A 24,967-nucleotide genomic window follows, 5' to 3' on the forward strand; every position below is an offset into this window, starting at 1 on the left:
GCCATGGCTGTTTACACCGACGTCAACGAGGAGCAACTCGAGAGCTTCCTCGGCGAATACAAGATCGGCCGGGTGCTCTCCTACAAGGGCATTGCCGAAGGCTCAGAGAATTCCAACTTCCTGCTTCGCACCGAGACCGGCTCCTATATTTTGACGCTCTATGAGAAGCGCGTCGACCAGAACGATCTACCGTTCTTCCTTTGCCTCATGCAGCATCTCGCGCGCAAAGGCCTGACGTGTCCTCTGCCCGTGGAACGGCGTGATGGTCAGTTGATCGGCGAGTTGGCCGGGCGTCCGGCTGCGATCATCACCTTCCTTGAAGGCATGTGGATGCGCCATCCGACGGTCGCGCAATGCGGCGAAGTCGGGCGCGAACTTGCAGCCTTGCATCTGGCCGGGGCCGACTTCCCCATGCACCGCGCCAATGCGCTGGCCGTGGATGGCTGGCTTGCCCTTTGGAACGGCTCGCGTGACCGAGCCGACGACGTCATGCCGGGGCTGGTTGCGGAAGTGGAGGCGGATTTTGCGCAGCTGCAAGCCAGTTGGCCGAGCGACCTGCCACGCGGCATCATCCATGCCGATCTCTTTCCCGACAATGTCTTCTTTCTGGGTGACCGGCTTTCGGGTCTGATCGACTTCTACTTCGCCTGCGAAGACTTCTACGCCTATGACATAGCGGTGTGCCTGAATGCATGGTGCTTCGAGCCGGATTTCAGCTTCAACGCCGAAAAAGCGGCTGCTTTGACGGGGGGCTATCAGTCGGTCCGGGCATTGAGTGCTGCGGAACAGCAGGCGCTGCCGCTCTTGGCTCAGGGATCGGCGCTGCGTTTCATGCTGACGCGGCTTTATGACTGGCTGACCATTCCGGATGGCGCGCTGGTTCAGAAGCGCGATCCGCTGGAATATGTCGCCAAGCTGCGCTTTCATCGCGGCGTCACCACGCCGGAAGTTTACGGAATCACATGAAAACCATCGAGGCCTATACAGACGGTGCTTGTTCCGGCAATCCCGGCCCGGGCGGCTGGGGCGCGATCCTGCGCTACAACGGCAAGACCAAGGAGCTGTCGGGCGGCGAAGCCGACACGACCAACAATCGCATGGAGCTTATGGCCGCGATTTCGGCGCTGAACGCGCTGAAGGAGCCGTGCGAGATCGATCTTTATACCGACAGCAATTACGTCAAGGACGGCATCGGTGGCTGGATCGAGGGCTGGAAGCGCAATGGCTGGAAAACGGCTGCCAAGCAGCCGGTGAAGAATGCCGAACTGTGGCAGCAACTTGATCACGCACGTCAGCGCCACAAGGTGAAGTGGCATTGGGTCAAGGGCCATGCCGGCCACCCGGAAAACGAGCGGGCCGACGAGCTGGCGCGCATGGGCATGGCGCCCTTCAAGGCGCAACGCGGGGCGAAAGCCAGCACGGCCAAGGTCGATCCGATCAGGGCGGCCGCCGCCGCAGCCAAACCCGCTGCACCCACGCGCAAGCTGAACCGAACCTTCATTCGCGAAGATTGAGGCCGCGGTCGCAGCCTCAATCCTTTTTTCTCAGAGCTGTTCGAGCAGGCGCGCCGCGCCACTGTCGACCGCCTGGCCGGGTGAACCTTCCAAGTTGAGCTCGGTAACCTTGCCGTTGTCGACGATCATCGAAAAGCGCTTGTTGCGCAGCCCCATGCCGCCTGCGCTCATATCCTGCTCGAGCCCGGCTGCCTTGGCGAACACGCCGCTGCCATCGGCAAGAAAGCTGATCTTGCCTTCGCCGCCCGTAAAGCGCGCCCATGCCCGCATGACGAAGGCATCGTTGACCGCAATCACGGCGATCGTGTCGACGCCCTTGCTGCGGATCGCATCGGCATTTTCGAGATAGCCGGGCAGGTGGTTGTTGGAGCAGGTCGGCGTGAAGGCGCCGGGCACGCCGAACAACACGACCTTCTTGCCGGCAAAGAAATCGTTCGAGGAAACTTCGGTGATGTCGTCGGGACCCACCATTTTCAGTTTCACGTCAGGCACGCTGTCGCCCACTGCAATCGTCATCACGGTCTCCAGTTTGTTGGGAGTCTTGAAGCGCGTGATGTAGGCTTGGCTGATCGCGTGTCCAGCCGGTTCGAGCTACGGAAGTGTAAAAGCACCGTCCACGGCCGTGTCGCCATTGCTCAGCGTGTAGGCGATCGATGTTGGTGCGGCCGCGTCCTTCGGTTGCGCAAGAAGCGGCACGCTGAAACGCGTGCTGCCTTCCTCATGCTTCGGCTCGCCAAACTCGAAGCCGCCCTTGCTCGCTAGAAACAGCGTCAGGTTTTCCCGAGCCGGGGCAGTCGTTTCCACAATCAAGGTGTCGTCTTCGACGCGCGTGCTGGTGACACCAAAGCTGGGTGAAGCCTCTGCAGGCAGCGAATCGAAAGCTGCACTGACGGTTGCGCGATCAAACAGGTCATCGGCATTGCGGGTGGAATCGACGGTGAGCTGTGCTTGCACGGGCACGCAGATCTTCTGGCAAAGGCCAAGGAAGACGTCCGCTTCAAGGCTCTGCATGGCCTTGGCCGGCGCAGCATGCAGTGTCAGCGCGAGCGAGATGGGCCATTCATAGCCCGCCCAATGGCTCGCCCCGTCGTCGAACCGCTGCGGCACGGGAAAGCCGATCTCGGCGGTGGTGATGCCGGAAGCCGGCGGAAATGTGATCTGTGGCGGCACGCCGGCGTCACCGGGATCGCGCCAGTAGGTCTTCCAACCTGGCGCGACGTCGATCTGGAGTGCCGCGCGAAGCGTACCGTCTGCTGCCGGGCTGCCTGTGGTCACGAGCCGAATGCGGCCGCCTTCGGTTTCGAACCAGTCGCTCGACGCAGCGTGGGCCGGTAGCGTGGCAAGAAAGAGGGAAAGCGCGAGCGCTGCTTTTTTGGTGTTCGCCATGTCCTTCTTTCCCAACTTGCTCGTGCCGACGCAATCAGGCGGCGCCTCATCTTTGTGTGACACGCGCTTCATCGCAATCAGACCGGTGTTCTCGGCCGTTTTCTTCAGCCTGCGCCCTTCTTCCCACTTTACCGCTTTTCAAAACGCGTTACCCTTCCGCACATGGAACTTCTGGGCAAGAAAAACACAGTGGCCGGACACGGCTACCTCGATGATCACTTTCTTCTCGCCATGCCGGCGATGAAGGACGACCGCTTTGCGCGCACCGTGATCTATATCTGCGCCCATAATGAGGAAGGCGCGATGGGGTTGATCATCAATCAGCCCCAGCAGATGCGCTTCCCCGAACTGCTGGTTCAGATCGGCGTCATCGAGGAACAAGACGCGATCCGCCTGCCGGATGCAGCGCGCGACCTGATCGTGCGCCACGGCGGACCGGTTGATCGTAGTCGAGGGTTTGTGCTGCATTCCGATGACGTGACGATGGAATCGAGCACGCCCGTTGCGGACGACATCTATCTCACCGCAACCGTCGACATCCTGCGCGCGATTTCTGCGGGCAAGGGGCCGAAGCACACTTTGATGGCGCTGGGCTATGCCGGCTGGGGTGCGGGGCAGCTTGAAACCGAGATCATCGAGAACGGTTGGCTGACCTGCCCGGCCGATACAGCGCTTCTGTTCGATACCGAGATCGAGCAGAAATATGATCGCATCCTGAACTCGATCGGCATCGACCTCGCGCATCTCAGCCATACGGCTGGACACGCCTGAGGCGCCGAGAACAAGGTTTAAGCCTATTCCGAGACCTTCCGCAGCATCGTTGCGTCGTGTAGCTGTTGCTGCGGCTTGGCTGGGCTTGATCGGGATCGCCTTTTCAACGCTGTCGCCGATCGGTCTGAGGCCGCATCTCGGCGGACCGAACTATGAGCGGCTGTTCGCCTTTGCGCTGATCGGCGCCTTGTTCGGCCTTGCCTATCCCAAGCATCTCTTGCGCATCGCGATTATCGTCGTGGGCTTCGCGGTCGGGCTGGAAATCCTGCAGATGATCATTCCCGGCCGTCATGCCCGGATGTTCGACGCTGTCGTGAAAGCCTGTGGTGGGATGGCCGGCGTGTTTGTTGCGGCCATCCTCAACTCACTGCTGAGACGCTTCTAGGCCTTCACTGGCTGGGCCGCATTGGCCTGTTCGCGCAGGATTTTTTGCACGATTTCAGCTGGAATCGGCGGGCCAAACAGGAAACTCTGGGCATATTCGCAGCCCATTTCCCGCAAAAGACCTGCATCTTCCTCGTCCGCAACGCCTTCTGCGACCACAGACAGGCCGAGATCGTGCGCCATGGCGACCATCGATTTCAACAACACGCCACGCTTCGGGCTTTCATCGTCAAGGAAGCTCTTGTCGATCTTGATCGTGTCGAAGGGGAAGCGCGTGAGATAGGACAGCGAGGAATAGCCGGTGCCGAAGTCATCGATCGACAGGCCGATGCCGAGCTGTTTCAGCTTGCCGAGTACGTGCGCCGATTGTTCCGGGCTGTCCATGACGAGCGACTCGGTCAGCTCCAGCCGGAAGTGGCGGGGCTGAAGGCCCGAGCGGGCAATCACCGAGCGCACGTCACTGACGAGGTCGCGGCGCAGCAGCTGTCGGCTGGACAGGTTCACCGACACAAAGATCGGCGTGTCGCGCAGATGCTTCTGCCACTCGGCAAGATCTTCGGCCGCGCGGGTCATTGATAGAAGACCGAGCTGACCGATCAGACCGCAGCCTTCCGCCACCGGAATGAAGTCGGATGGCGAGACGGCACCGCGGCGTGGATGTTCCCAGCGTAGCAGGGCCTCGAAGCCCGCCAGGCTGCGATCCTCCAGGCGGATGATCGGTTGATAAGCCAGCGACAGCTCGTTGCGCTCGATAGCGCGGCGAAGATCGGCTTCCAGTGTCAAGCGATCCGTGCCGACGGATCGGAAAGCAGGCCGGAACGGCTCGATGCGGTCGCCGCCGAAACGCTTGGCCTGATGCATCGCAAGCTCGGCGTCCTTCAGCATGTCTTCCGCCGCGTTCTGTGCCGAAGACCAGGAGATCAGCCCGATTGAAGGCGTCAGCACGATCTCGCGCTTGGCGAAGTTCACAGGTGCGCGAACGGCTTGGCGGATCGCCTCTGCAACGGCGGCAATGCGAGCAGGCTCCTGTTCGGATAGGAGCATGAGGGCGAACTGATCGCCGAACAAACGTGACAGCGCGTCACTCGGCTTCAAGAGGCGGTGCAGGCGACGCGCGACGGTCAGCAGGATCGTATCGCCAGCAGCAACGCCAAGCGCGTCATTGACCTCGCCGAACCGGTCGATGTCGATCACGAAGACGGTTGGGCGAACCGTTGGTTCGGTTTTTGCGACCGAGATGATCGTATCGAGGCGGTTGATGAAGAGCTCGCGATTGGGCAGGCCGGTCAGATTGTCATGAACGGCGTCATGCAGCAGGCGCTCCTCGGCCTTTTTTTGATCCGTCACATCCATCAGCGTACCCACGCAGCGGATGACCTCGCCGTCCGAGCCGATTACCGGGCGTGCCTTGAGCGCGAACCAGCGATAATGACCATCGGCACCGCGCAGGCGGAGATCCTGCGAAACACGGCCACGGCGATGTTCGAGCACCACATCGAGCGTGGTGCGGAACATGTCGCGATCGTCGGAATGCAGCACCGGAAGCCAGTTGCGGGCAGGGCCCTGCAGGCTGGCAGGCGCAAGACCGAGCAGCGGCGCGACATCCGGGCGGGTCACGACGCGATCGCGCAGGACGTCCCAATCCCAGACGATGTCGCCTGAGCCGATCACGGCGAGAGCCTGCCGTTCAAGATCGCTGAAAAGACCCTGATGCATGCCGGTGCCGGCCAGCGCGTGCTGCATCACGGTAAAGCCGATCAGCAGGACGATCAGCACGAGACCACCGCCAAGGGCTGGCTGCACGACGTCGTTGTCCAGCATGCCGGTGATCGTCAGCCATGCGCCGGCGAGCCATGCCAGCACCATCAGCCAACTGGGTATGAGCATGATAGCGCGGTCATAGCCGCGGAAGGATAGATAGGCGATCAGCAGGAGGCCGATGCCGGCAGCGGCGGCCATCGACATGCGGGCGATGCCGGATGCGATCACCGGATCGAACACGGCGACGCCGGCAAGCAGCATCAGGCCGAAAATCCAGATCACGGCACCATAAGCGAAGTGGCCGTGCCAGCGATTGAGATTGAGATAGGTGAACAGGAACACCACAAGCGTGACGGCAAGCGCCACCTCCGTGCCTGCGCGCCATATCTGCTCGTTGCCTGGCGCGACCTCGATCAGGCGGTTGAGGAAGCCAAAATCCACGCTGACATAGGTGAGCACGGCCCAGGCAAGCGCGGCTGTGGCGGGGAACATGGAGGTTCCCTTGACCACGAACAGGATGGTCAGGAACAGAGCGAGCAGGCCGGCAATGCCGATGACGATGCCGCGATACAGAGTATAGGAGTTGACCTGATCCTTGTAGGCTTCGGTTTCCCAGAGATAGAGCTGCGGCAGGCGCGGAGAGGCCATTTCGGTGACAAAGGTCACCACCGTGTTCGGGTTCAACGTGACGAGGAACACGTCCGCGTCTTCGCTGGCCTGACGGTCGAGCGCAAAGCCTTCAGACGGCGTGATCGCCGAAATTCGCGTCGAACCGAGGTCCGGCCACAGAATGCCTGAGCCGACAAGGCGGTAATGGGGAGCCACGATCAGGCGGTCGAGCTGCTGGTCGGTGGTGTTGGCGAGCGCGAACACCGCCCAGTCGCCAGCCGAATCCGGGTTCAGCGCCTCGACCTCGATACGTCGCACGATGCCGTCCGGACCGGGCGCGGTGGACACCTGGAAGGTGCTGCCCTGATTGCGGTGGATTTCAACGGCACCCGTCAGATTGAGCGCCACGTCGTCGCGGGTGATCTTGATGGGCTCGACAGCCAGTGCAGGCAGCGCTCCCATGACGAGGGCAACCAAGGCGAGAACGGCCAGAATCGAGTTTTGAATGAAGCGCGGCAAACTCACCCCGTCGACTTGAAGTTACCTAGTTATCTGCGCGCGTCGTCGCAGACCAGGCCGTAAAGAAGATGGTCCTGCCATGCGCCGTTGATGCGCAGGTAAGATCGCGCAAGTCCCTCACGCGTGAATCCGGCTTTTTCAAGCACACGCACGGAGCGTGCGTTGGAAGGGATACAAGCGGCCTCGATCCGGTGCAACCGCAGTTCGCGGAATGCGAAGGGGATAACCAGATCCAGCGCATCCACCATGTAGCCGCGACCGGCATAGGCTTCGCCCATCCAATAGCCGATCTGGCAGGTCTGGGCGACGCCGCGGCGAATGTTGCCGATGGTGATGCCGCCGCACACGCGATCGGCCGCGTTGTCGATCAGGAGGAAGCCGACACCGGTGCCGGCCTTGAACTCAATGCGGTTGCGTTCGAGCCGGTAGCGCCAGCCCGAACGCTCCAGTTCGTCGATCGACCAAAGCGGCTCCCAGGGCTCCAGAAAGGAGCGGCTGGCGTGCCGCAGCGCTGCCCACTGCTCGTAATCGCGGCCAACCGGCAGCCGCAACGTGATCCGCTCGCCCTTCAAGACCGGTGTGGTTTTTTGGGCGAAGGGCAGGGCGAGCATGGGACCGTGCTCTCAGATGGCGACTTTTCGTGAAGCGGAAGCGGGGCTGCCAAGTTGCCGCGAGATCGCATCATAGGAGATCAGCGGCTCGACCGGACCCACTGCGGTCACGGTCGGCAAGCTCGAGAACATCCGATGTGAAAGGTCGGTCAGGCGCTCGATCGTAAGGGCGGACAAACGCTCGATCAGCTCTTCGGTGGGAATCGGCCGGCCATAAAGAAGCAGCTGCCTTGCGATCTGTGATGCACGGCTTGCGGCACTTTCGCGCGACATCAGGAGACCTGCGCGATATTGCGCGCGGGCACGGTCGAGCTCGTCCTGCTGGATCTGTTCGCCGGCTTTCTGCAGTTCGCCGACGATAACCGGCATCAGTTCGCCAAGGTCGCTTTTGCCCGTTGCGGCATGAACGCCGAAGATGCCCGTATCCGAAAAGCCCCAGTGGAAGGCATAAACGGAATAGCAAAGGCCGCGCTTTTCACGGACTTCCTGGAACAGCCGGGAAGACATTCCGCCGCCCAGCATCATCGACAGCACCTGCGACGCATAGAAGTCGCGCGCATGATAGGCGCGACCCTCGAAGCCGAGGATCACCTGCGCATCCATGAGATCGCGATGCTCACGGAAATCGCCGCCCGTATAGGTGGCCTGCTCAAGCGTCCGCTTTTCGGCATGCGGGCGGATTTGGCCGAGCCGCTTTTCAACCTCGCGCACGAAATCATCGTGCTTGAGATTGCCGGCCGCTACCACGACCATGGAGTCGCCCGCATATTGGCGGTCCATGAAGCTGCGCAGCTGCTGCGACGTGAAGGACTGGACCGTTTCCGGCGTGCCGAGGATCGAACGGCCGACGCGCTGGTTCTTGAAGGCTGTCTCGGTGAAATGATCGAAAACGATATCGTCAGGCGTATCGAAGGCGGCACCGATTTCCTGCAGAATGACGTTCTGCTCACGCTCCAATTCGTGCGAATCGAACTTCGATTCGGTCAGAATGTCGGCGAGAATGTCGATGGCGAGCGGCACATCGGTATCGAGCACGCGCGCATAGAAAGAGGTGGTCTCGACGCTGGTCGCGGCATTGATTTCGCCGCCGACATCTTCGATCTGCGAGGCGATCTGCCAGGCTGAACGCCGGCTGGTGCCTTTGAAAGCCATGTGTTCAAGCAGATGAGCAATGCCATGCTCTTCTTCATGCTCGTGCCGGGAGCCCGATTTCACCCACACACCAAGTGCCACCGACTCAATGTGAGGAATCGTTTCGGTGGCGACTGTCAAACCATTGGACAGCCGGCTGACCTCAACCTTCATAGACATTCAATCCCATTATTTGCCCATTATCGGGCTGCCCGCGAATGGCGGTCGATATAATCTTTCACCATTTTCACTTCCGAGGGAAGGGTGGTGAAGCGCTCTTCTCGGCTCATCAGATCATCAAGCCAGACAGGAAGTTCGGGCCGCCGGCCGCTGGCAGCCTGCACGGCGTCCGGGAACTTGGCGGGATGGGCGGTGGCAAGCACCACCATCGGTGCCTCGCTCCGGGTCTCGGCCGCGACCTTGACAGCGGTGGCCGTGTGCGGGTCCAGCAGATAGCCGGTCGATGCCAGTGTGTCTGCAATGGTGCGGTCGGTTTCTGCCATCGATGCGCGGCCAGCGGAGAACTCAGCACGGATGGCTTCGAGTGTAGCAGGCGCGATGGTGAAGGAGCCGGATTGCTTCAATCCGTTCATATAGCCGGCGACTTCTGCAGGGTCGCGGTTCGACGCTTCGAAAAGGAGGCGCTCGAAATTGGAAGAGATCTGGATGTCCATCGAGGGAGAAGTCGTCGCCGTCACGCCGCGCATCTCGTAAGCGCCGGAAGAAAGAGCCCGCGCCAGAATGTCGTTGTCGTTGGTGGCGATCGCCAGGTGCTCGATCGGCAGACCCATGCGTTTGGCGGCGTAGCCCGCAAAGATGTCACCGAAGTTGCCGGTCGGCACGGTGAACGACACCGCGCGATCCGGCGCACCGAGCGAAAGGGCGGATGAGAAGTAATAAACGATCTGAGCCATGACGCGCGCCCAGTTGATCGAGTTCACGCCCGACAAAGCCACGCGGTCACGGAAGGCGTGGTCGTTGAACAGGTCCTTCACGATCGTTTGGCAGTCATCGAAATTGCCGCCGAGCGCCAGCGCATGAACGTTCGACGCCGTGGACGAGGTCATCTGGCGCTGCTGCACCGGCGATACGCGGCCATCCGGAAACAGGATGAAGATATCGGTCCGGTCGCGACCGGCAAAAGCCTCGATGGCCGCACCGCCGGTGTCGCCCGAAGTGGCACCGATGATCGTGGCACGTTCGCCGCGCTCGGCCAGAACGTGATCCATCAGCCGTGCAAGCAGCTGCATGGCGACGTCCTTGAAGGCGAGGGTCGGGCCATGGAACAGTTCCAGCACGAAGCGGTCCTGATCCAGCTGCACCAGCGGGCACACGGCCGGATGGCGGAATGTGGCATAGGCTTCATGCACGATAGCGGAGAACGTTTCGGTCGCGATTTCGCCTTCCACGAAGGGCGTCAGCACGCGAACGGCGAGATCGGCATAAGAAAGACCGCGCATTGCCTCGATCTCGGCGCGGCTGAACTGCGGCCAGGTTTCCGGCAGATAAAGGCCACCGTCGCGGGCAAGTCCCGCAAGGAGAGCGTCGCGAAAACCGAGACGAGGTGCGTTGCCGCGGGTGCTGATGAAGTTCATGACGGGGTGTCCGTACCTGTGGAACTGTCGCATGCTGTGGAACGAGACAGCCAAGATTGTCTGAGGCCGTCGCATTTCAGTCGCGGGCTGTGTATAGGACGGCAGTTCGGTTTGAAAGCTTGGATGGGGGTTCCATTGAAGACTGGTGGACTTTTCGCCGGCTCGCTCGTGATGGGCTTGGCCTTATTCGCTGCTGGATGTCAGTCGAGCGACAATCCGACACGCAATGTTCCGGATGTGGTGAAGCCGCCGGCAGTGCGTGAGTCGGAGCTGCGTGCTTATTGCCCTGGCGTGTCGTTGCGCGAAGGCACGGCTTATTTCTCGACCTATCAGAAGGGCGGTGATGGTGACGCGAGCAAGGTCATCTATCAGGCCTCGCTGACGGACACGACGCGCGCCTGCACCTATGACGGCGAGAATGTCACGATCAAGGTGGCGGCTGCCGGCAAGGTGGTGCCTGGACCGGCTGTGCGGCCTGGCACGATCACCATGCCGATCCGCGTTGCAGTGGTGCGCGGCTCGGAGGTGTTATATTCCAAGCTGCATCAGCAACAGGTGCCGGTCAGCAATACGAACGCGGCAACGCAGTTCATGTTCACCGATCCGGCCATCACCATTCCGATGCCGCCGCAGCGCAACGTTTCCATCTTTGTCGGCTTCGACGAAGGTCCGGAGAAGAACTGATCGGTCAGGCGTTCTCCGACCATTCGGAGAGCGCCGCCAGCACGCCTGGGAAATCGGCCCAGCGCCGGATCACCGTTTCGGCACCGGCTTCCGTCAGCTTGTCGGCATGACCAGGATAGCTGTGCGATCCGCCGGTGTAGCCGATCACGCGCATGCCTGCAGCAACGGCACCCGTGACGCCATGCACGGAATCCTCGACTACGAACGTGGCCTCCGGCCGCGCGTTTTCCTTTTCGGCAGCCTGCAGGAAGATGTCGGGAGCCGGCTTGTGACGGATCCCTGGATTATCGCGCGCCGAATAGATGTGGCCTTCGAAGAACGGCTTCAAACGCACCTTGTCCAGCATGAAGTCGAGCCGGTGCATCTTGGAATTGGAGCAGATGCAGCGCTTGGTCGTGACTGAAGCGACCGCCTCATGCACGCCTTCAAGCGCCCTGACCTCCGCCCTCAGGCGCTGATCGAGCTGTTTCTCCGCCTCGTCGATCATGCGCGCCTGGAACGGGATCTGGCTTTCGCCTTCCAGACGCAGAAGGATGTCCTTGAAGGTGAGGCCGGCATAACGCTCGGCAAACTCTTCCGCTTCGATCGGAAACCCTGCGGCCGTCAGAACGCCGGCATCGACGCGCGCGGCGATGATCTCGGAATCCACGAGGACGCCATCGCAGTCGAAGATCACAAGATCGGGTTGCGGCATAACAAGCTCCAGAGAAAATGACAGACGGCATCGGGAAGGGGCGCGGTCTAGCTCAAGGGGCGAGAAGACGCAAATAATCGATCAGGTTCATCAAATTTTTACGTCGTTCGGTAACCATAACGCTCAGTTAAAGCCCTGTAACGCGTATGTTCCGAGTGCCCGCCATGACCGCCTTGCGTCTTGTTGACGATCAGACTTCGCTCGCTCCTTCCTTCAAGGGCCAGCCCGCTCCGGCTTGGCTGGACACGATCCTGAAGGGCGACTGCGTGGCGGCCATGAACCGCCTGCCGGACCATTCGGTCGACGCGATCTTCGCCGACCCGCCCTACAACCTTCAGCTCGAAGGTGCGCTGCATCGTCCCGATCAGTCCAAGGTCGACGCGGTGGATGATGAATGGGACCAGTTCGAAAGCTTCCAGGCCTATGACGCTTTCACGCGTGCCTGGCTTTTGGCGGCGCGCCGCGTGTTGAAACCGTCCGGCACGATCTGGGTGATCGGCTCCTACCACAACATCTTCCGCGTTGGCGCGATCATGCAGGATCTCGGCTTCTGGATCCTGAACGACGTGGTTTGGCGCAAGACCAACCCGATGCCGAACTTTCGCGGCCGACGGTTCCAGAACGCGCATGAAACGATGATCTGGTGCAGCCGCGACCGTAACGCCAAGGGCTATACCTTCAACTATGAGAGCATGAAGGCGGCCAATGACGACGTGCAGATGCGCTCCGACTGGCTGTTCCCGATCTGCACCGGCAATGAACGCCTGAAGGACGACAAGGGCACCAAGATCCATCCGACACAGAAGCCGGAAGCGCTTCTGGCGCGCGTGCTCCTGTCTTCCACCAAGCCAGGAGATGTCGTGCTCGATCCCTTCTTCGGTTCGGGAACCACGGGTGCCGTTGCCAAGCGCCTGGGCCGCCACTTCGTCGGCATTGAACGCGAGCAGGCCTATATCGACGCAGCGCAGGAACGCATTGCAGAGGTGAAGACGCTGGAGCGTCAGGCGCTGGAACTGCTGGTCAGCAAGCGCTCCGAGCCGCGCATCGCCTTTGTCAGCCTGATCGATGGCGGTCTGATGAAGGTCGGCACCAAGCTCTATGATGCCAAGCGCCGGTACACGGCCACCGTCCGCGCCGATGGCACGCTGTCATGCGGAACACTGGCCGGCTCGATCCACAAGGTCGGTGCGCAGGTGCAGGAAGCCGAAGCCTGCAACGGCTGGACCTTCTGGCACTATGAACGCGCAGGCGGCCTGACACCCATCGACGAGCTGCGCCGTGTCGCACGCGTCGGGATCGAGCGGGCCGGGGCTTAAAGCTACGACCTAAGCGGCCCGGACTTCCAGCGGCTGGATCTTGGAAAGTTCTTGCGCGATGTGAGCTTCCTCCCGATGCAGGTCGTAAGCCTGCTGGAAGTTCATCCAGAATTCCGGGCTCGTGCCAAAGAACCTGGCAATCCGTAAGGCTGTGTCGGCTGTCAGGCTGACTTCCTCCTTGACCAGACGCTCGATCCTCGTTCGTGGGAGATCGAGCTTTCTGGCCAGCATGCCCGCGCTCAGACCGAGCGGGCCGAGATATTCTTCCCGTAGGAATTCGCCGGGATGAACGGGATTTGCGAACTTCAGCATCGATGATGTCTCGATGTAAGAGGGATGGGATTGTCTAGTGGTAGTCGACAATTTCAACATCTTCGGCACCTGCATCACTCCAACGAAAGCAGATGCGCCATTGATCGTTGATGCGGATGGAATGCTGTCCGTCTCGATCTCCGTGAAGCCTCTCCAAACGGTTGCCAGGCGGCGACCGCAGATCTTCCAGGCGAACTGCGTTGGCTACTGCCTGTAATCTGCGGTTTGCACTCGAAAGCAAATCCGCAGGAAATCCCTTCGGACATTTACCCGCAGCGACTGCCTCGATGAACTTGCCTTTGTAGGAAAGGATCAAAGCGGCCTCGAATAGTTTGTATCATAGCGTGATACAGTTGTTCGTGCAAGCGGTTGGATGTCAGACCTGCACCCCGAGCGTCCGGAGTTCCCTCTCCAGCTGCTCGGCGCTCGTGAAATGGATTGCCTGCCAACCGGCAGCTTTCGCGCCTTCGACGTTCTTCAGGCTGTCGTCGATGAACACCGTTGAAGCCGGGTCGAGCTCGAAGTCGGCGGTGTGGCGGTTGTAGATTGCTTTGTCCGGCTTGATCAGAAAGACATCACCCGACACGGTCACACCACGCGTTTCGTTGAGAAACGGGAAGATCGTGCGCGCTTGCGCAAAGGTGTCCGAGTTGAAGTTGGTCAGCATGGTCACGTCATAGCCGGCCGCAATGATGCGGCGCATGAGGGCGACGCTGTCATCGTAGGAATAGCTGACCATTTCGTGCCAATGTTTGCGAAACGCCCGGATCATGCCTTCTTGGCTGGGATGCTCGGCAATCAGCAGGGCCTCGGCATCCTCCCACGAGCGGCCGCGATCCTGTTCCAGGTTCCAGTCGTTGGTGCAGACCGTCTCAAAGAACAGGCGACGCTCCTCATCATCCGGGATCAGACGGGCATAAGGAATGTTTGGATCGTAATGGATCAGCACCTTGCCGATGTCGAAAACGATATGCTTGATCTCGGCCATGGTTCATCTCGCTTGTTGACGGAAGGCGTCGGGAACGGCTGCTTCGATCGCCTTTTTCATGACGGTGGGCAAGGCCTCGCCGGCGACCTCGCTTGGTGCCGACCACCACATGTCGGAGGGCGCAGGACCTTCAAACGGCGCGCGATACACATCTAGCATCAACGCAAAATGGGTGAAGATGTGAGTGATCGTGCCGGATGGCTTCCAATCCGCCTGGAAAGGCGCCTCATCCGGGCCAAACCCGCCGCTTGCCTGCCAGGCGCTGCACGGCACCTCGGCCATGCCGCCCAGCAAACCTTTGTCCGGCCGCTTGCGCAGCAGGATCGCACCATCGGCGCGGACCGCGACGAAGGCTGCACCGTGCCGCACAGGCCGCTCGGCCTTTGGCTTCTTGACTGGGAAGCGTTCCGGTTCATCCAAGGCAAGCGCCTGACAATCGTCCTTGAACGGGCACAGAATGCAGGTCGGCCGGCGCGGCGTGCAGATGGAGGAGCCGAGATCCATCAAAGCCTGCGCGAAGTCGCCGGGTCGATCCGCAGGAACGATCTTAGCCAGTTCCGTTCGGATTTCGGATTTCGCCTGCGGAAGCGGTGTGTCGATGCGGTAAAGCCGCGTCACCACGCGCTCGATATTGCCGTCGATCACGACCGCAGGACGATTGAAAGCGATCGCTGCAATGGCCGCAGCGGTGTAGGCGCCAACGCCGGGCAGGGCACGTAGGCCTTCTTCCGTATCGGGAAACTGGCCGCCAAATTGCTGCGCGACCGTATCGGCGCACTTCTTGAGGTTGCGAGCGCGCGAGTAATAGCCGAGGCCGGCCCATGCTCGCAGGATGTCGTCTTCGCTCGCAGCCGCCATTGCCAGCACATCGGGCCACCGCTCGGTGAAAGCGAGGAAGTATTTCTTCACAGCTTCAACCGTGGTCTGCTGCAGCATCACTTCGGAGAGCCAGATGCGATAGGGATCGGCTCGCACGCCACGCGCGGCTTCCGCTGGCGAAATGCGCCATGGCAGAACCCGGTGATGGCGATCATACCAGGCAAGCAGACGCTCGGCCTTGGGCGGAAGGGTGGGCAGATCTGTCGAAAGAAGGGTCATGCGGCGGAGGACGGCTACCATCCAGCGTGGCGAAGCGGTAAACCCATCCCATGGCAGAGAAACGTCGCTCCTACAACGCCCAGCCCGTCAGCGATCTTTCAACCGCGATCCTTGATCCGGTGCTGCGCCGCCGCGCCGGGATCTCGGTTGGCCTCGTGCAATCCTGGGAAGAAATCGTCGGTCCAAAGGTCGCGGCCACATCTCGACCGGAAAAGATTCAGTGGCCGCGACGCGCGCATGAAGATGATCCCTATCAGCCGGCCACGCTCATCATCGCCTGTGAAGGCCTAGCTGCCATGCGCATCCAGCACGAGGCCACGGAAATCATCGGCCGCATCAACGGCTATCTTGGTTTTCCAGCGATCGGCCGCATCAAGATCCTGCAAAAGCCGATCCTCCATACGCATGCCAAACCCAAGCCGGAACTACGGCCATTGACCCCAGGCGAAAGCGACAAGTTGGCAGGCCGCGTCAGCGTGATCGAGGACGAAGGTTTGCGCCAATCGCTGGAAGCTTTGGGGCGCGCGGTGATTGGTCGCCGCAAGCGACCTTAATTTTCGCGCATTCGTGAATGTTTTGTCTCATCCAGTTAATTGGTTTAACGACAGGAATGACGTATTTGCCGCATAAAGGTGTGGCGACTACGATAGGCCCGCTACCAGATACAAGTCACAGGTGATCCCGATCATGACGCCCTCGCTTACACGCCGCTCCCTGCTGGGGTCGATGTCAGTCGTTCCCGCCGCGCTTACTTTGGCGTCCTTCGGCGGAAGTAGTGTAGCCAACGCGCAGGCGGCTGCTCCGGCTGCCACCGGCAATGTCGATATGGTGAAGCTCCTGGAAGCCGGCTCGCTGCCCGACAAGGTGCTGGGCAAGGATGACGCGCCGGTCACGATCGTCGAATACGCATCCATGACCTGCAGCCACTGCGCGCATTTCGATGTCGCAACGCTGCCGACGATCAAGGAAAAGTACATCGACACGGGCAAGGCGCGGCTGATCATGCGCGAGTTCCCGTTTGATCCGCGTGCCGAAGCAGGCTTCATGCTGGCGCGCTGTTCGGGCGACAACTACTTCGCCATGGTCGACGTGCTCTTCAAGCAGCAGGAACAGTGGGCGCCGGTTCAGGATGCCAAGGCTGCCCTGCTTCAGATCTCCAAGCTGGCCGGCTTTACACAGGAAAGCTTCGAGGCGTGCTTGACCGACCAGAAGCTGCTCGACGATATCAGGGCTGTCCGGACCCGTGGCTCCCAGGAATTTGGCGTCGATGCCACCCCGACCTTCTTCATCAATGGCAAGAAATATTCCGGCGCGCTCTCGATCGACGAGATGTCGGCGGTTATCGACGGCCTGCTTTAAGCCGATCGGCGGACGCGGCTTGTCCGCGTTCCCGTTTTTCCGGGAAGAGAGCTGATGCGCTTTTCCCGCCTGCGCCTGCTCGGCTTCAAGTCCTTCGTGGAACCGGCCGAGTTCGTGATCGAGCGCGGCTTGACCGGTGTGGTCGGGCCCAATGGCTGCGGCAAGTCCAACCTTGTCGAGGCGCTGCGCTGGGTCATGGGCGAAAGCTCCTACAAGAACATGCGCGCGTCCGGCATGGACGATGTGATCTTTTCCGGTTCCGCCACGCGTCCGGCGCGCAATGCGGCCGAAGTCACGCTCTTTCTCGACAATTCCGATCGCACCGCGCCGCCATCCTTCAACAATGACGACGAGTTGCAGGTATCGCGTCGCATCGAGCGCGCGTCCGGCTCGATCTACCGCATCAACGGCAAGGAAGCGCGCGCCAAGGATGTGCAGCTGCTTTTCGCCGACCAGTCCACCGGCGCCCGATCGCCATCCATGGTGGGGCAGGGGCGCATTGGCGAACTGATCCAGGCCAAGCCGCAGGCACGCCGCGCGTTGCTGGAAGAAGCCGCCGGCATATCCGGTCTGCATACCCGCCGCCATGAAGCGGAGTTGCGCCTGCGCGCGGCCGAACAGAACCTCGAACGTCTTGATGACGTGGTCGGCGAACTCGGCTCTCAGATCGAGAACCTGAAGCGTCAGGCGCGTCAGGCGCAGCGCTTCAAGAACCTGTCAGCCGACATTCGCAAGGCCGAAGCCACCTTGCTGCATCTGCGCTGGACGCAGGCCAAGGAGCAGGCGGCGCAGGCACAAACGGTTCTGCATCAGGCCACGATGGTCGTGGCGACACGTGCCGCGACACAGATGGAAGCCGCCAAGCAGCAAGGTATCGGCGCGCATCACCTGCCGACTTTACGCGATGCAGCGGCCGCAGCATTGGCCACGGTCCAGCGGCTGGAGCTTGCCAAGGCGCAGATGGAAGATGAGGCCAGGCGCCTGCGCGAGCGCCAGGCGGAGCTTGCCCGACGTCTCGAACAATTGACCGGCGACCTCGCGCGCGAGGAACAGCTTGGCACTGAGAACACCGCCGCTCTTGCCCGTCTGGATGAGGAGGAGGCCGTTCTTCAGGCTGACCATGACGGAGCGGATCTTCGCGAAAGGCAGAGCCACGAGGCTTTGGAGCAGGGGAGCGCAGCTTTGTCTGCCGCCGAAGCAGCGCTGGGCGAGGCTACGACGCGGCGGGCGGAAGTGGCTGCGCAACGGGCTGAACTCGATCGCGCTCTTCGCGCCGCCCAAGAGCGCTTGCAGCGGCTGAGCGCTCAGGCCGCCGATATCCAGCGCGAAGCGGAAGCGCTCAACGCCCGGATGAGGGCTGCGCCTGATGTCGAAGACGCGAAGCGGGCCGTTGCGGCTGCTGAAACGGAGTCAAAGCAGGCCGAAAGCGTGTTGGCGCAAGCTGAACACGCGGTTGTTGAAGCGCGTCGCGAGGAAAGTGAAGCGCGTGCGCCTTTGGGTGACGCGAAGGCCGCGTTGGCTGCAATCGAAACCGAAGCGCGGACGCTAACCAGGGTGCTGAATGCCGGGCACAGCCAGGACTTTCCGCCCGTGCTCGATCAGATCGAAGTCGAGCGCGGCTATGAGGCAGCTCTCGGCGCGGCCTTGGGTGATGATCTCGATCTGCCACTCCACGTTCAAGCGCCGGCGTTCTGGGGTGATGCGCCGTTCCGTTCCGACGATCCAAACCTGCCCGTCGGTATCGTGTCTTTGGCGCAGCATGTCAAAGCACCTCGTCAGCTCGGGCGGCGGTTGGCGCAGATCGGCTTGGTGACGGCAGACGATGGCGCGCGTCGCCAAAGCGAGCTGGCGCCGGGCCAACGGCTGGTGACATCGGATGGCGCTTTGTGGCGATGGGACGGTTACCGCGCCAGCGCCGATGCGCCCACAGCCGCCGCGCAGCGCCTTGCGCAAAAGAACCGGTTGGCTGAACTCGATGCCGAGCTTCAGCTTGGGCGAGCAACCCTGACGGATGCTGAGCAGAGCGCGCAGGCTGCGGACGCTAGCTTGAAACAGGCGGTGAACGCTGAGCGCGAAGCGCGTGACGCCCTGCGGCGCTTGCAGCAGGAAACCGCAAAAGCGCGCGACGTCTTGCTTAGAGCCGAACGCGCTGCGGCGGATCTTGCGGCGCGGCAGGCCGCGATTGGTGAGGCATCCGCGCGCATCAACGACAGTCGGAGCGAGGCTGAGCGTGCGCTTGCAGATGCGAGTGATGCGATGGGCACGGCGCCGGAACTCTCCGCGCTCGATGCTGATCTGGACGCCTCGCGCGCTGTGGCCGCTTCGAAGCGGACCCATCACGCCGATCTCCGCGCAGCCGTCGACACGTTAAGGCGCGAAGCCGAGATGCGGACGCGTCGCTTGGGCGCGATCGCCAATGAGCGCCGCGCCTGGCGCGATCGCAGCGAGAATGCAGGCAAGCAGCTTGTCGCTCTGGAAGCCCGCCGCGCTGATGCGCAAGCCGAGCAGTCGACCTTGTTCGCGGCACCGGAAGAGCTTGATACGCGCCGCCGATCCTTGAACAGCGAGTTGGCGCAAGCGGAAACGACGCACACCCATGCCGCCGATGCACTGAAAACAGCTGAGATCAAACAGCTCGAATTCGACAGGGCGGCGACGACCGCGATTGCCGCGCTGTCCGAAGCGCGCGAAACACGTGGCCGCGCCGAAGAGCGTGTTACGGCAGCCGACGATCGTCGCCTGGAGATCGAAGCACGTATCAATGAGGCTCTGGGCGTGCCCCCGCATAAGGCGCTTGCTCATGCAGGCATCGCGGAGGCGGATGCACTGCCGACTGCAGCGGAGGTCGAGCAGCGGCTTGAGCGGTTCAAGTCCGAGCGCGATCGGCTTGGCGCCGTGAACCTGCGCGCCGATGAGGAACAGCGTGAACTGACCGATCGGCTCAACACCTTGGTAAAGGACCGGGACGATGTTGTGGAAGCGATCCGAATGTTGCGGCAGGCGATCCATGGCCTGAACCGCGAAGGGCGCGAGCGCTTGCTGGCCGCCTTCGAGGTCGTCAACGGTCAGTTCCAGCGGCTCTTCACGCATCTGTTCGGCGGCGGCGAGGCGGAGCTTCAGCTGATCGAGTCGGATGATCCGCTGAATGCAGGTCTCGAAATCGTCGCCCGCCCGCCTGGCAAGAAGCCGCAAACCATGACGCTTCTGTCCGGCGGTGAGCAGGCTTTGACGGCCATGGCGCTGATTTTTGCGGTTTTCCTCACCAATCCCGCACCGATTTGCGTGCTGGACGAGGTCGATGCACCGCTCGACGACCACAATGTCGAGCGTTTCTGCAACCTCATGGACGAGATGGCGGCATCCACGGACACGCGCTTCGTGGTGATCACGCACAATCCAATTACCATGGCACGCATGAACCGGCTGTTCGGCGTGACCATGGCCGAGCAGGGTGTGAGCCAGCTTGTTTCGGTGGACCTGCAAACCGCCGAGCAGATCGCGGAAGCCGTCTAGCGTACGTGCTCCGCCGCCGGTTTATTACCGGCAGGATCGATGCAGTGAACGTGCCGGATAGTCCGTAACGCTCCAGCCAAACGCCTCCGTATCTGCATCAAGCGGGCCGCTCGAATCAGGCAGTCGACACTGCTAATCGATTGAGTGATGGGGATGAGGCGAGCGTGTCTTGCCATCCGACAGGCCACAGCCTATCCGCCTTGTTGAGCTTGATCGGCCGCTGCAGGAGGGACGAATGGCAAAATGGGTTTACAGCTTCGGCGATGGCGCGGCTGAAGGACGGGCCGGTGACAAGAACCTGCTTGGCGGCAAGGGCGCAAACCTCGCCGAAATGTGCAGCCTCGGCCTGCCTGTTCCTCCAGGCTTTACCGTCACGACCGAGCTTTGCTCCTACTATTACGAGCATGGCCAGAACTACCCCGACGAGCTGAAGCAGCAGGTCGCCGAAGCGCTGGCAAAGGTCGGCGACATCGCCGGCCGCCACTTTGGCGATAAGGACAAGCTGCTGCTCGTGTCCGTACGCTCGGGCGCACGTGCGTCGATGCCCGGCATGATGGATACCGTTCTTAATCTCGGCCTCAACGACGAAACGGTCGAAGCTCTGGCAAAGGATGCCTCCGACGAGCGCTTTGCCTGGGACAGCTATCGCCGCTTCATCCAGATGTATTCGGACGTCGTGCTCGGCGTCGATCACGAGCATTTCGAAGAGATCCTGGAGGACCAGAAGGCGCGGCTCGGGCTGGAACTCGACACCGAAATCACGGCTGCCGACTGGAAGAAGATCGTCGGGCTCTACAAGGCAAAGGTCGAGGAAGAGCTGGAGCGGCCTTTCCCGCAGGATCCGCAGGAGCAGCTTTGGGGCGCAATCGGTGCGGTGTTTTCAAGCTGGATGAATGCGCGCGCGATCACCTACCGCCGCTTGCACGACATCCCCGAAAGCTGGGGCACGGCCGTCAACGTTCAGGCCATGGTGTTCGGCAATATGGGCGACACCTCGGCCACCGGCGTGGCCTTCACCCGCAATCCTTCGACGGGTGAAAAGGCGCTTTACGGTGAATTTCTCGTCAATGCGCAGGGCGAGGATGTCGTCGCTGGCATTCGCACGCCGCAAAACATTACCGAAGAAGCCCGCATCGCCGCTGGCTCCGACCAGCCGTCGCTGCAAAAGGTGATGCCTGACGCCTTTAACGAGTTCGTTCGCATTGCCGATGTGCTGGAACAGCATTATCGCGACATGCAGGATCTCGAATTCACCATCGAGCGTGGCAAGCTCTGGATGCTGCAAACGCGTTCGGGAAAGCGCACGGCCAAGGCCGCGCTGAAGACGGCCGTCGAGATGGCAGGTGAGGGCCTCATCACGCCGGAAGAAGCCGTAACGCGGATCGATCCGGCATCGCTCGACCAGTTGCTTCATCCAACCATCGACCCGTCGGCCGAACGCAATGTCGTGGCCGTTGGTCTGCCGGCGTCGCCGGGCGCTGCCACTGGCGAAATCGTCTTCACCTCCGATGAAGCCGAAGACCTGAAGAAGCAGGGTCGCAAGGTTGTTCTGGTGCGCGTGGAAACGAGCCCGGAAGATATCCACGGCATGCATGCCTCCGAGGGCATTCTGACCACACGCGGCGGCATGACCAGCCACGCGGCGGTTGTCGCGCGCGGTATGGGCAAGCCCTGCGTTTCCGGCGCTGGCACGCTGCGTGTCGATGCGCGCGCGGGCACGATGATGGTGATGGGCCAGACCTTCAAGAAGGGCGACATCATCACGATCGACGGCTCCAACGGTCAGGTGCTGAAGGGCGCGGTTCCGATGCTGCAGCCGGAGCTGTCGGGTGATTTCGCGGCCATCATGGAGTGGGCCGACAAGATTCGCCGCATGAAGGTGCGCACAAACGCCGAAACGCCGGCCGATGCACGCATGGCGCGCTCGTTCGGTGCCGAAGGCATCGGGCTTTGCCGCACCGAACACATGTTCTTCGACGAGGAGCGGATCATCGCCGTGCGTGAGATGATCCTGTCGGATTCGGAAGACGGCCGCCGCAAGGCACTGGCCAAGCTCCTGCCGATGCAGCGCGCCGACTTCATCGATCTGTTCGAGATCATGGCCGGTTTGCCGGTGACGATCCGTTTGCTTGATCCGCCGCTGCACGAGTTCCTCCCCAAGACGGAGGAAGAAATCGCCGAAGTCGCCGCGGCCATGGGCGTAGAGCCCGACAAGCTGCGTCATCGCACGGAAGAATTGCACGAGTTCAACCCGATGCTCGGCCATCGCGGTTGCCGGCTTGCCGTATCCTATCCGGAAATTGCCGAGATGCAGGCGCGCGCGATCTTCGAGGCTGCCGTCGAGTCCGCCAGGAAGACCGGCAATCCGGTTGTGCCAGAGGTCATGGTGCCGCTGGTAGGATTGGTGACGGAACTCAATTACGTCAAGGCGCGCATCGATCAGGTCGCCAAGGATGTGATCGCCGAAGCGGATATGCCGATCGACTACCTTGTCGGCACCATGATCGAATTGCCGCGTGCAGCCCTCCAGGCCGACAAGATCGCGGAAAAAGCCGAGTTCTTCTCCTTCGGGACCAACGATCTGACGCAAACCACCTTCGGCATCTCACGTGATGATGCGGCAGGCTTCCTTGAGACCTATCGCCGGAAAGGCATCATCGAGCAGGATCCGTTCGTGTCGATCGATGTCGACGGTGTCGGGGAACTCGTGCGGATTGCAGCCGAGAAGGGTCGGCGCACACGCGGCGACATCAAGCTCGGCATCTGCGGCGAACATGGCGGCGACCCTGCGTCCATCCGCTTCTGCGAGGACGTCGGGCTGGATTACGTGTCCTGCTCGCCCTTCCGCGTGCCGATCGCGCGCCTGGCGGCGGCACAAGCTGCGGTGGGCAAGAAATAGCGCCACGCATTTGCCACAGGCTGAGCGCAGCGGGATCGGACTGCATTCCTCGAGTCCGTCCCATGCGCTTCAGCCTGTCTGCTTTCGCTGTTTTGATCTCACTCAGTGCGGCTTCGGCCGAGCCACTGGTTGAACCGTCCCTACACCTTCCACACAGCGGCCATCTGCGGGTCGCCGTGACGCTCGATGCCTGCGGCGGCAAAACCGACGCGCGCATTCTCGATACGCTGGTCGCCAATCACATTCCGGCGACGATCTTTGCGACCGGTCGCTGGTTGAAGCACAATGGTGCCGCTTTGGCGGTGCTGAAGGCGCATCCCGATCTGTTCGAGATCGAGGATCATGGCGCCAATCACATTCCTGCTGTTGATCATGCCTCGACGATCTATGGGCTGAAGGCCGCGGGCTCTCCTGCTGCTGTGGAAGCGGAAGTGCAGGGTGGGGCAGATGCTCTGATCGCTGCCGGCGTTCCGCATCCGCATTGGTTTCGTGGTGCGACTGCGAAATACAGCCGTGGCGCGATCAGCGAAGTTCACGCACTAGGCTTAAAGGTCGCCGGCTACTCGCTGAATGGTGACGGCGGTTCACTGCTTGGTGCGAAACAAGCGCAGAAGGTGATCGCCGCGGCCAAGGACGGCGACGTCATCATCGCGCATATCAACCAGCCCACGCATCAGGCAGGCTCAGGCGTCGCGGCCGGATTGCTCGCCTTGAAGGCGCGCGGCGCCGAGTTCGTCAAACTCGATGGGCTTAAAAGCGACGAGACTGGCCAACCCGCTGCTCAGGCCGCCTTCTGAGCCGCTGCGAGAATTTCGTCGAACAGGCCATGCAACTGCTGCACATAGCCGTTGCGGCCAGACGGCGCGTTGGGGTCTGAAATCATCACCGTGACGAGATCGGCTTGCGGAGCCACGAACAGCATCTGCCCGCCGTAACCCCAGGCATAGCGCACCGGCTGGCCGTTTACTTCGCGCAGGAACCAGCCATAGCCATATTGGTGGCCGGTCCAAGGCGATGCCGTTCGCGGCTGCCAGCTGAGGTCGATCCACTCCTGCGACACGACTTGCGTATCGCCAACCTTGCCGCCGTTGCGGATCATCTCGCCAAAGGCAAGCAGCGCGCGCGGTGACAGAACCATCTGGTTGCCGCCGAAATAGATGCCTTGCGGGTCCTTCGACCAGGAAGGGATCGTGATGTCGAGCGGCTCGGCCAGCCATTCGCGGGCCAATGCCAGTGTCGAGCGGCCGGTGACGCGCGTGAGAATGGCCGAGAGAAGATGCGTGTTGCCGGTGGAATAGAGCATCCTGCCACCGGGTTCGTCCACGAAAGGCTGTTCCAGCGCATAGCGAACCCAATTGCGGCTTTGCACCCAGCGGCCATAGTTCGGGCCGGATGTGCGCTCGAGGCCAGCCTGCATCGACAAAAGATTGCCGACCGTGACTTCACGCAGGCGCGGATCGGGATCGGATGGCACTGCATTGCCGAGCAGGGGAACGATCGTCTGATCTGGGCCTTCGAGCACCTTTTTGTCGATTGCGATGCCGACAAGCACGGACATAATGGTCTTCGATGCAGACTTGATGTTGACGCCCTGGGTAAGCGGACCACCGCGAAGAACCTCTTCGATCAGCGGCTCGCCGGCACGCGTAACGATCAGCGAGCGCATGGCATCAAAGCTGTTCGCCCGTTCCAGAATGGCGCTCTGCCAAGACGGATCCTGAGCGAAGGCGCTGCGCGAAAGCAAAGGCGTCAGCGCGGCTGAGCCGGCTGCGGCCAGGAATGAACGACGGGAAAGCGGCGAAAACGTATGAGCGGAATTCATG

At 61.6% G+C, this 24,967-nt stretch carries 23 protein-coding genes; 11 read left to right on the top strand and 12 right to left on the bottom strand.

Translation table 11 applies throughout. The annotated features are described in order from the left end of the window. Positions 1–3 precede the first annotated feature (3 nt). Positions 4–966 carry a homoserine kinase gene (locus JYU29_RS03680; protein WP_213983389.1) on the top strand — a complete coding sequence of 321 codons (963 nt, stop codon included), beginning with the start codon at positions 4–6 and terminating at the stop codon, positions 964–966. Next, the gene (gene rnhA / locus JYU29_RS03685) at positions 963–1,514 is read left to right on the top strand and encodes a ribonuclease HI (protein WP_213983390.1); all 552 of its coding nucleotides are present in this window, start codon (positions 963–965) and stop codon (positions 1,512–1,514) included. Before JYU29_RS03680 ends, rnhA begins: the two co-directional genes overlap by 4 nt. Positions 1,515–1,544: 30 nt before the next feature. Here rnhA and JYU29_RS03690 read toward each other — a convergent pair whose 3' ends face one another. Beyond that, the gene (locus JYU29_RS03690; RefSeq protein ID WP_213983391.1) at positions 1,545–2,030 is read right to left on the bottom strand and encodes a peroxiredoxin; all 486 of its coding nucleotides are present in this window, start codon (positions 2,028–2,030) and stop codon (positions 1,545–1,547) included. Positions 2,031–2,105: 75 nt separating this feature from the next. After that, the gene (locus JYU29_RS03695) at positions 2,106–2,900 is read right to left on the bottom strand and encodes a protein-disulfide reductase DsbD domain-containing protein (RefSeq protein WP_213983392.1); all 795 of its coding nucleotides are present in this window, start codon (positions 2,898–2,900) and stop codon (positions 2,106–2,108) included. 162 nt (positions 2,901–3,062) lie between these two features. Here JYU29_RS03695 and JYU29_RS03700 point away from each other — a divergent pair, with 162 nt between their 5' ends. Both JYU29_RS03700 and JYU29_RS03705 read left to right on the top strand, forming a co-directional pair. Then, positions 3,063–3,671, top strand: coding sequence for a YqgE/AlgH family protein (locus tag JYU29_RS03700; RefSeq protein WP_213983393.1), 609 nt, complete (start codon positions 3,063–3,065; stop codon positions 3,669–3,671). A gap of 49 nt (positions 3,672–3,720) precedes the next feature. Then, positions 3,721–4,056 carry a VanZ family protein gene (locus JYU29_RS03705; protein ID WP_213983394.1) on the top strand — a complete coding sequence of 112 codons (336 nt, stop codon included), beginning with the start codon at positions 3,721–3,723 and terminating at the stop codon, positions 4,054–4,056. Here the strand turns inward: JYU29_RS03705 and JYU29_RS03710 are convergent. The 4 genes from JYU29_RS03710 to thrC all read right to left on the bottom strand — a co-directional run bounded on the left by JYU29_RS03710 (position 4,053) and on the right by thrC (position 10,281). Next, entirely contained in the window at positions 4,053–6,887 is a 2,835-nt protein-coding gene (locus JYU29_RS03710; RefSeq protein WP_213984245.1) for a putative bifunctional diguanylate cyclase/phosphodiesterase, read from the bottom strand. The genes JYU29_RS03705 and JYU29_RS03710 overlap by 4 nt on opposite strands. An 86-nt stretch (positions 6,888–6,973) precedes the next feature. Beyond that, complete coding sequence (locus JYU29_RS03715; protein ID WP_213983395.1) at positions 6,974–7,555, bottom strand: GNAT family N-acetyltransferase; 582 nt, start codon at positions 7,553–7,555, stop codon at positions 6,974–6,976. Positions 7,556–7,567: 12 nt separating this feature from the next. After that, positions 7,568–8,860 carry a M16 family metallopeptidase gene (locus JYU29_RS03720; protein WP_213984246.1) on the bottom strand — a complete coding sequence of 431 codons (1,293 nt, stop codon included), beginning with the start codon at positions 8,858–8,860 and terminating at the stop codon, positions 7,568–7,570. 26 nt (positions 8,861–8,886) lie between these two features. Further along, entirely contained in the window at positions 8,887–10,281 is a 1,395-nt protein-coding gene (gene thrC, locus JYU29_RS03725; RefSeq protein ID WP_213983396.1) for a threonine synthase, read from the bottom strand. Positions 10,282–10,404: 123 nt separating this feature from the next. On the opposite strand from thrC, the gene JYU29_RS03730 reads away from it, so the two are divergent. After that, a complete protein-coding gene (locus JYU29_RS03730; RefSeq protein ID WP_213983397.1) occupies positions 10,405–10,965 on the top strand; it encodes a hypothetical protein in 561 nt (186 codons plus the stop codon). A 4-nt stretch (positions 10,966–10,969) separates the two neighbouring features. Here the strand turns inward: JYU29_RS03730 and JYU29_RS03735 are convergent, their stop codons facing one another. Next, entirely contained in the window at positions 10,970–11,659 is a 690-nt protein-coding gene (locus JYU29_RS03735; RefSeq protein ID WP_213983398.1) for an HAD family hydrolase, read from the bottom strand. 164 nt (positions 11,660–11,823) lie between these two features. Between JYU29_RS03735 and JYU29_RS03740 the strand changes: the two genes are divergently transcribed. Then, the gene (locus JYU29_RS03740; protein ID WP_213983399.1) at positions 11,824–12,975 is read left to right on the top strand and encodes a site-specific DNA-methyltransferase; all 1,152 of its coding nucleotides are present in this window, start codon (positions 11,824–11,826) and stop codon (positions 12,973–12,975) included. A gap of 9 nt (positions 12,976–12,984) precedes the next feature. Here the strand turns inward: JYU29_RS03740 and JYU29_RS03745 are convergent, their stop codons facing one another. Genes JYU29_RS03745 through mutY form a run of 4 tightly spaced genes read right to left on the bottom strand, consistent with a single transcriptional unit; the run spans position 12,985 to position 15,373 of the window. After that, entirely contained in the window at positions 12,985–13,287 is a 303-nt protein-coding gene (locus tag JYU29_RS03745; RefSeq protein WP_213983400.1) for a HigA family addiction module antitoxin, read from the bottom strand. Between the two features lie 34 nt (positions 13,288–13,321). After that, positions 13,322–13,603 (bottom strand): type II toxin-antitoxin system RelE/ParE family toxin, encoded by a 282-nt coding sequence (locus JYU29_RS03750; RefSeq protein ID WP_213983401.1) that lies wholly within the window; start codon positions 13,601–13,603, stop codon positions 13,322–13,324. Between the two features lie 60 nt (positions 13,604–13,663). Continuing rightward, entirely contained in the window at positions 13,664–14,275 is a 612-nt protein-coding gene (locus JYU29_RS03755; protein WP_213983402.1) for an HAD family hydrolase, read from the bottom strand. A gap of 3 nt (positions 14,276–14,278) precedes the next feature. Continuing rightward, positions 14,279–15,373 (bottom strand): A/G-specific adenine glycosylase, encoded by a 1,095-nt coding sequence (mutY, locus tag JYU29_RS03760; protein ID WP_250157173.1) that lies wholly within the window; start codon positions 15,371–15,373, stop codon positions 14,279–14,281. Positions 15,374–15,423: 50 nt separating this feature from the next. Between mutY and JYU29_RS03765 the strand changes: the two genes are divergently transcribed. From JYU29_RS03765 to JYU29_RS03785, 5 genes are all read left to right on the top strand, one after another. Beyond that, positions 15,424–15,927: a DUF721 domain-containing protein gene (locus JYU29_RS03765; protein ID WP_213983404.1), complete on the top strand. Its 504-nt coding sequence runs from the start codon at positions 15,424–15,426 to the stop codon at positions 15,925–15,927. A gap of 133 nt (positions 15,928–16,060) precedes the next feature. Further along, complete coding sequence (locus tag JYU29_RS03770) at positions 16,061–16,732, top strand: DsbA family protein (protein ID WP_213983405.1); 672 nt, start codon at positions 16,061–16,063, stop codon at positions 16,730–16,732. A 54-nt stretch (positions 16,733–16,786) separates the two neighbouring features. Then, on the top strand, positions 16,787–20,245 hold the full coding sequence (gene smc, locus JYU29_RS03775) for a chromosome segregation protein SMC (RefSeq protein ID WP_213983406.1): 3,459 nt from the start codon (positions 16,787–16,789) through the stop codon (positions 20,243–20,245). 235 nt (positions 20,246–20,480) lie between these two features. Further along, positions 20,481–23,144 carry a pyruvate, phosphate dikinase gene (gene ppdK, locus JYU29_RS03780; RefSeq protein ID WP_213983407.1) on the top strand — a complete coding sequence of 888 codons (2,664 nt, stop codon included), beginning with the start codon at positions 20,481–20,483 and terminating at the stop codon, positions 23,142–23,144. 62 nt (positions 23,145–23,206) lie between these two features. Beyond that, on the top strand, positions 23,207–23,941 hold the full coding sequence (locus JYU29_RS03785) for a polysaccharide deacetylase family protein (RefSeq protein WP_213983408.1): 735 nt from the start codon (positions 23,207–23,209) through the stop codon (positions 23,939–23,941). On the opposite strand, the gene JYU29_RS03790 is transcribed toward JYU29_RS03785, so the two are convergent. Further along, positions 23,926–24,966, bottom strand: coding sequence for a serine hydrolase domain-containing protein (locus JYU29_RS03790; protein WP_213983409.1), 1,041 nt, complete (start codon positions 24,964–24,966; stop codon positions 23,926–23,928). The two genes, JYU29_RS03785 and JYU29_RS03790, sit on opposite strands and share 16 nt — an antisense overlap. Position 24,967: the final 1 nt, after the last annotated feature.

Origin of the sequence: Tianweitania aestuarii (assembly GCF_018457165.1) — a bacterium.
Taxonomy (GTDB): domain Bacteria; phylum Pseudomonadota; class Alphaproteobacteria; order Rhizobiales; family Rhizobiaceae; genus Tianweitania; species Tianweitania aestuarii.

What these genes read in the sequence shown, in the direction of transcription:
- JYU29_RS03680 (WP_213983389.1), top strand. Translation starts at nt 4, where the DNA reads ATGGCTGTTTACACCGACGTCAACGAGGAGCAACTCGAGAGCTTCCTC.
- rnhA (WP_213983390.1), top strand. Translation starts at nt 963, where the DNA reads ATGAAAACCATCGAGGCCTATACAGACGGTGCTTGTTCCGGCAATCCC.
- JYU29_RS03690 (WP_213983391.1), bottom strand. Translation starts at nt 2,030, where the DNA reads ATGACGATTGCAGTGGGCGACAGCGTGCCTGACGTGAAACTGAAAATG.
- JYU29_RS03695 (WP_213983392.1), bottom strand. Translation starts at nt 2,900, where the DNA reads ATGGCGAACACCAAAAAAGCAGCGCTCGCGCTTTCCCTCTTTCTTGCC.
- JYU29_RS03700 (WP_213983393.1), top strand. Translation starts at nt 3,063, where the DNA reads ATGGAACTTCTGGGCAAGAAAAACACAGTGGCCGGACACGGCTACCTC.
- JYU29_RS03710 (WP_213984245.1), bottom strand. Translation starts at nt 6,887, where the DNA reads ATGGGAGCGCTGCCTGCACTGGCTGTCGAGCCCATCAAGATCACCCGC.
- JYU29_RS03715 (WP_213983395.1), bottom strand. Translation starts at nt 7,555, where the DNA reads ATGCTCGCCCTGCCCTTCGCCCAAAAAACCACACCGGTCTTGAAGGGC.
- JYU29_RS03720 (WP_213984246.1), bottom strand. Translation starts at nt 8,860, where the DNA reads ATGAAGGTTGAGGTCAGCCGGCTGTCCAATGGTTTGACAGTCGCCACC.
- thrC (WP_213983396.1), bottom strand. Translation starts at nt 10,281, where the DNA reads ATGAACTTCATCAGCACCCGCGGCAACGCACCTCGTCTCGGTTTTCGC.
- JYU29_RS03730 (WP_213983397.1), top strand. Translation starts at nt 10,405, where the DNA reads ATGGGGGTTCCATTGAAGACTGGTGGACTTTTCGCCGGCTCGCTCGTG.
- JYU29_RS03735 (WP_213983398.1), bottom strand. Translation starts at nt 11,659, where the DNA reads ATGCCGCAACCCGATCTTGTGATCTTCGACTGCGATGGCGTCCTCGTG.
- JYU29_RS03740 (WP_213983399.1), top strand. Translation starts at nt 11,824, where the DNA reads ATGACCGCCTTGCGTCTTGTTGACGATCAGACTTCGCTCGCTCCTTCC.
- JYU29_RS03745 (WP_213983400.1), bottom strand. Translation starts at nt 13,287, where the DNA reads ATGCTGAAGTTCGCAAATCCCGTTCATCCCGGCGAATTCCTACGGGAA.
- JYU29_RS03755 (WP_213983402.1), bottom strand. Translation starts at nt 14,275, where the DNA reads ATGGCCGAGATCAAGCATATCGTTTTCGACATCGGCAAGGTGCTGATC.
- mutY (WP_250157173.1), bottom strand. Translation starts at nt 15,373, where the DNA reads ATGACCCTTCTTTCGACAGATCTGCCCACCCTTCCGCCCAAGGCCGAG.
- JYU29_RS03765 (WP_213983404.1), top strand. Translation starts at nt 15,424, where the DNA reads ATGGCAGAGAAACGTCGCTCCTACAACGCCCAGCCCGTCAGCGATCTT.
- JYU29_RS03770 (WP_213983405.1), top strand. Translation starts at nt 16,061, where the DNA reads ATGACGCCCTCGCTTACACGCCGCTCCCTGCTGGGGTCGATGTCAGTC.
- smc (WP_213983406.1), top strand. Translation starts at nt 16,787, where the DNA reads ATGCGCTTTTCCCGCCTGCGCCTGCTCGGCTTCAAGTCCTTCGTGGAA.
- ppdK (WP_213983407.1), top strand. Translation starts at nt 20,481, where the DNA reads ATGGCAAAATGGGTTTACAGCTTCGGCGATGGCGCGGCTGAAGGACGG.
- JYU29_RS03785 (WP_213983408.1), top strand. Translation starts at nt 23,207, where the DNA reads ATGCGCTTCAGCCTGTCTGCTTTCGCTGTTTTGATCTCACTCAGTGCG.
- JYU29_RS03790 (WP_213983409.1), bottom strand. Translation starts at nt 24,966, where the DNA reads ATGAATTCCGCTCATACGTTTTCGCCGCTTTCCCGTCGTTCATTCCTG.